We start from the raw sequence: 1,005 nt of genomic DNA, 5'->3' as shown, positions 1-1,005 counted from the left end.
CGCTGAAAAACAAACGAGGGAAGGTTCAAACATGGGTCAATTCTAAATGGAAATATCACCCCAAACCGGGTCACTTCTCAGCGGCAATCAACACCCTAGACGTTTGCCGTTGCCTCCAACAGAGGTGACCGCTCACGCCATTTGGTAATTCTGCTCCCTTGTCATGATCGCCCATATGACCCGGGCCATCTTGTTCGCCAAGGCGACGGCCGCGACCATGCGAGGCTTGCGCCCGACAAGCTGTCCGAGCCAGTTGTCCGGCATGACGCCCTTTCGAATGATCCAGCGAATCCGGCTCATGGCACCGACGATCAGCAGCTTACGGATATCAGTCTGGCCCATTTTGCTCACCCCGCCATGGCGCTGTTTGCCGCCCGTCGATCGCTGCCGCGGCACGAGGCCGAGCCAGGCGGCAAAGTTCCTGCCGCTGGACAAGGTCCGGAGATCGGGAGCAAACGCCATCACAGCACCGGCCGTCACCGGCCCGACACCTGGCACCGTGCACAGACGCCGCATCTTAACGTTTTCCTTCGTAGCGTCCCTCAGCTTGAGGGACAGGGCGTCGATCTTCGCCGTAAGAAGATCGATCTGATCTAGATAGAGTTGAGCCATCTCCTTGACGGTGTCGGGGATCTCGGTCGTCCCGTCCTCCAACAGGGCCGCTGCCTGTTTGAGATGGGCCGGCCCTTGCGGGAAGACCAGACCGAACTCGGCCAGGTGGCCCCGCAGCGCATTGATCAGCTGCGTGCGCTGGCGGACGAAGCACTGGTGGGTTCGGAATGTCACCGCTCGTGCCTGATGTTCGGCGCTTTTCACCGCGACGCAATGCATGTTCGGGCGCAGCACGGCTTCGGCGATCGCCGCGGCGTCTGCCGCGTCGTTTTTCTGCCGCTTGACGAACGGCTTCACATAGGCACCGTTACGTTAACCTGCCTACGGATATATCCTGGACTTTGATGTACCGTTTGTAAGCGGATTACAGGCCAGCGATATCGCGCCAGACAG

1 protein-coding gene is annotated in these 1,005 nt (G+C 59.8%); it reads right to left on the bottom strand.

Annotated features, from left to right (window positions below; translation table 11 throughout):
- Positions 1-132 precede the first annotated feature (132 nt).
- The gene (locus FGI60_RS26180) at positions 133-909 is read right to left on the bottom strand and encodes an IS110 family RNA-guided transposase (protein WP_235889949.1); all 777 of its coding nucleotides are present in this window, start codon (positions 907-909) and stop codon (positions 133-135) included.
- Between the last annotated feature and the right edge of the window lie 96 nt (positions 910-1,005).

It is taken from the genome of Brucella haematophila, assembly GCF_005938105.1.
GTDB lineage: Bacteria > Pseudomonadota > Alphaproteobacteria > Rhizobiales > Rhizobiaceae > Brucella > Brucella haematophila.
The sequence above is the reverse complement of the archived record's forward strand: the minus strand, read 5'-3'. Positions and strand labels throughout refer to the sequence as shown.